The organism is Pelomicrobium sp. (assembly GCF_036803785.1).
Classification (GTDB): Bacteria; Pseudomonadota; Gammaproteobacteria; order Burkholderiales; family UBA6910; genus Pelomicrobium.
Window position 1 is genome coordinate 1 of sequence record NZ_DAIRTR010000196.1, and the last position, 3,813, is coordinate 3,813.

Here is a 3,813-nt window from a genome sequence, read left to right on the forward strand (position 1 = left end):
GGGCGGGCCCGCAAGGGGGGCACCTGGCCACCCCGGATCAACTGGAACACCTGGGCGATGAACTCGATCTCCCGGATACCCCCTGGACCCAGCTTGATGTTATCCATGAGCTCCCGGCGTTTGACTTCCTCCCGGATCTGGGCATGGAGGCTGCGCATGGAGGCGTAGGCGCCGAAGTCCAGATATTTGCGGAAAACGAAGGGGCGGGTAAGCCGTTCCAACTCCTGGGCCCGGCTACCGCACACCACCCGGGCCTTGATCCAGGCGTAGCGCTCCCACTCCCGTCCCTGGGTGATCAGGTAGTGCTCCAGGCTCGGGAAGTTCACCACCAAGGGGCCGCTTTCCCCGAAAGGGCGCAGGCGCAAGTCCACCCGAAAGACGAACCCCTCTGGGGTGAAATCATTGAGCGCCCCCGCGATCCGCTGGCCCAGCCGGGTGAAGAACTCGTGGTTGCTGATGGACTTGGGGCCGTCGGTGTGTCCCTCCTCGGGGTAGACGAACACTAGGTCCACGTCGGACGAGACGTTGAGCTCCCCGCCCCCCAGCTTACCCATGCCTATCACCAGCAGGTCTTGAGGCTGGCCGGTCTCGTCCCCGATCGGGTGTCCGTAGCGCTCAGCAAGCCAGGCGTGGTGGGCATCCCGGGCCCGGGTAATGGCGAGATCCGCCAGTGCAGTCATGGTTTCGGTGACCTCCTCGAGGCTCGCGAGCCTGCCCAGGTCCCGGGCCATCACCCGCAGCATGACCCGGCGGCGCAATTGCCGCAGGGCCGAGGCGAGCTGGCCCGCCTCTCCCGTCGGCTGCTGGTCCAGGAAAGCCTGCATGGCTTGGGGCGTGTAGGGCTCCTGTAGCCGGGCGGCTAGCTCTTCGCCCAGGGTAGGATCGGCAAGGAGCAGCCGATCGGCATAGCGGCTCAGGCGCCGGACCCGGGTCAGAAGCTCGGTGTTCGGGTCGGCGGTGACGGGGTTTTCGGCGCCCATGGGAAAGAAGTGGGTTAAACTAGCGAAACCTTCGCTCGTCGCTGTTTTTGGACGGCGGTCGGGTCGAGGAAAGATTCCCCGCAATTCTAATCGCCGGGGCGCCGGTTAGGCGAAACGCCCTGGGAAGAGGTCCTTGAGCCCGCTCTCCCGTATCTCGTTGGCCACGCGGCATGGCCTGCGCCATCTCTTCCGCGCCGCCCGATGGATCTTCGGGATCGGGCTCGTCGGTGTCGCGATCGCTTTCCTGGCGCTGCGCTACGGAGTGTTCCCCCACGCCGACGCTTTCCGTGATCCCGTGGCCCGCTATGCCCAACGCGCCCTGGGGCTACCGGTGACCCTAGGTCGACTGGAGGCAGGCTGGCGAGGCGTGCGGCCCGAGCTACGGGTGAGCGAGGTGAAGGTGCTGGATCCCAGCGGCCGGCCAGCCCTCGCCCTGGGACGGGTGGAAGCGGTCCTGTCCTGGTCCGCCCTGTTGCAGGGGGAATTGGGTTTTTACCGACTGGAGGCCGACGCGCCCGCCGTCCACGTGCGTCGAGACGCCCGCGGTCACTGGTGGGTCGCTGGCTTGCCCCTGAACCAGGCGGAGAAGGGCACCGCCTCCAGCGCCATCGGCGCATGGCTGCTACGCCAGCGGGCGGTGTGGATCCACGGGGCTGTGGTGGTGTGGGAAGACGCTGGGCGCGGCACCGCGCCCCTTCCCCTTACTGAGGTGGAGTTGCGGCTGGAAAACGGTCTCGGACGCCATCGTTTCGCCCTGCAGGCTTTCGCGCCAGCGGCCGGGGGCGGTCGCCTGGAGGTGCGGGGGGACCTGAAAAAGGGGCTCTTGTTTCACGAGCCGAAAAACCTCATGGGGGAGCTGTACCTGGCCTTGGACCGGATGGACGTGGCCGCGTGGCGGCCTTGGCTTCCCCTGCCCGAAGGGTTACAGGCAGGCAGCGGTGCGGCTCGGGCGTGGGTGACCTTTCGAGGGAACGGGGCCGTGGCGGTGACGGCCGATGTGCAGCTCGCCGACGTGGTGGTGGCGCTTTCCCCCGAGTTGCCTGCCTTCGCTCTGACGAGCCTGGGCGGGCGGATCGGCTGGAAACGAGAAGCGGAGGGAAACGAGGTATGGACGCGGGGTTTGAGCCTTGCCACCCCGGAGGGCTTGCGCCTCGCCCCCACCGATTTTCGCTTCCGACGCGCCGGAGAAGGGGCGGATGCCCAGTGGGCGATCCAGGCCAATGTCCTCGACCTGGGGGTGCTGGCGAGCCTTGCGCGCCATCTACCCTTGCCCGTGGAGGCACGGGAGCAGCTCGCAGCCTTGGCGCCCCGGGGCACGGTCTTCGGGTTGGAGGCTGCGTGGAAGGGGGATCTGACCAGCGCGCGCGACTACCGGGTACGGGCCCGATTCGATGCCTTGGCGCTCAGTCCCTACGGCCCGGTTCCCGGCTTCCGGGGTCTGAGCGGTGCGGTGGAGGGAAGCGACCAGGCAGGCTCCTTCGCCCTGTCGGGCAAGGGGGCGATGCTGGAGCTTCCACGGGTCTTCCCCCGGCCCCTTGCCTTCGACCAATTGACGGTACAGGGCGGATGGGCGAAGCAAGATGAGCAGCACACCGAAATCCGCCTTCGCCAAGTGACCTTCGCCAATGCTGACCTGGCCGGTAGCGCCACGGGTCGCTATTGGACCACCCCGTCGGGCCCCGGCCGCATCGATCTCACTGCCCGGCTTACCCGGGCCGAAGCCCGGCGAGTCCACGCCTATCTCCCTTGGGTGGTCGGCGAGGAGACACGGGAATGGCTACGGGAAGCCCTCCTGGCAGGCCGGGTGTCCGAGGCAGCCTTGGTCCTCAAGGGGCCGTTGGAACACTTCCCCTTTGCCGAGGCGGACCAGGGGGAGTTTCGGGTGAGCGCGAAAGCCTCCGGCGTCCAACTCCAGTATGCTCATGGCTGGCCCCGCCTCGAGGAGATCGAAGCGGATCTGGTTTTCCGGGGGGCGGGAATGGAGATCGCCGCGGGCCGCGGTGTCCTTTTGGGCGTCCGGTTGAGCGGCGTGCGGGCGGTGATTCCGGACCTGGGCGCCGCACAACCCCAGCTCACGGTGACCGGGGAAGCCCGGGGAGACACCAACGCTTTTCTGCGCTTCATCGAGGAGAGCCCGGTGGGCAGGCGTATCGGGGATTTCACCCGGGGGATGGAGGCGGCGGGAACGGGGCGGCTCGCCCTGACGCTGACAGTGCCCTTGCACCACAGTCCGGAGGCTACGGTGGAGGGTGTCTATACCTTTCAAGCCAACCGCATCACATTTCAGGCCGGCCTGCCGCCACTGGAGGAAGTCACGGGAACGCTGCGTTTCACCGATCGGGAGGTGGCGGCGGAGGGTATCGACGCCCGCTTCCTGGGCGGGCCGGTCCGCCTTTCTGCCCGGACCGTCGGGGAGGAAGTGCGCCTGAGCGCCCATGGCCGGTTCGCGGCCGAGGCCTGGCAGGCCAGGGGGGCACCTGGGTGGACCCGGCTGCTTTCTGGCACGACCGACTGGCGCTTCCACCAAGTGATCCGCCGGGACGCCACCGAAGAGACGCTGGAGTCGTCCCTGGAGGGGCTCGCCCTGGCGCTGCCCGCCCCCCTCACGAAATCCACCCAAGAACCCCTGCCCTTGCGGGTGACCCGGCGTCCGGCCGGTCCCGACTCGTCCGTGCTCACCGTCTCCCTGGGAGAGCGGGCCTCCGCCCAGTTGGTTCTGACAGGCGCGCCGTCCTCCGTCACCTTGGAGCGGGGGGCTCTCGTGCTGGGGCCCGGGACGGCGGAGGCGAAGCGGGAAGGGCTGTGGGTGACTGGCTCGACCTCCCTCCTGGAC

At 68.2% G+C, this 3,813-nt stretch carries 1 protein-coding gene and 1 pseudogene; one reads left to right on the forward strand and one right to left on the reverse strand.

What is annotated here, in order from left to right:
- Positions 1 to 980, reverse strand: a pseudogene (locus V7Q81_RS15045) (bifunctional [glutamate--ammonia ligase]-adenylyl-L-tyrosine phosphorylase/[glutamate--ammonia-ligase] adenylyltransferase); the annotation flags it as partial.
- A gap of 133 nt (positions 981 to 1,113) precedes the next feature.
- Between V7Q81_RS15045 and V7Q81_RS15050 the strand changes: the two are divergent.
- Positions 1,114 to 3,813, forward strand: a 2,700-nt coding sequence (locus tag V7Q81_RS15050) for a YhdP family phospholipid transporter (protein ID WP_333844928.1), incomplete at its 3' end; no start/stop codon positions are given.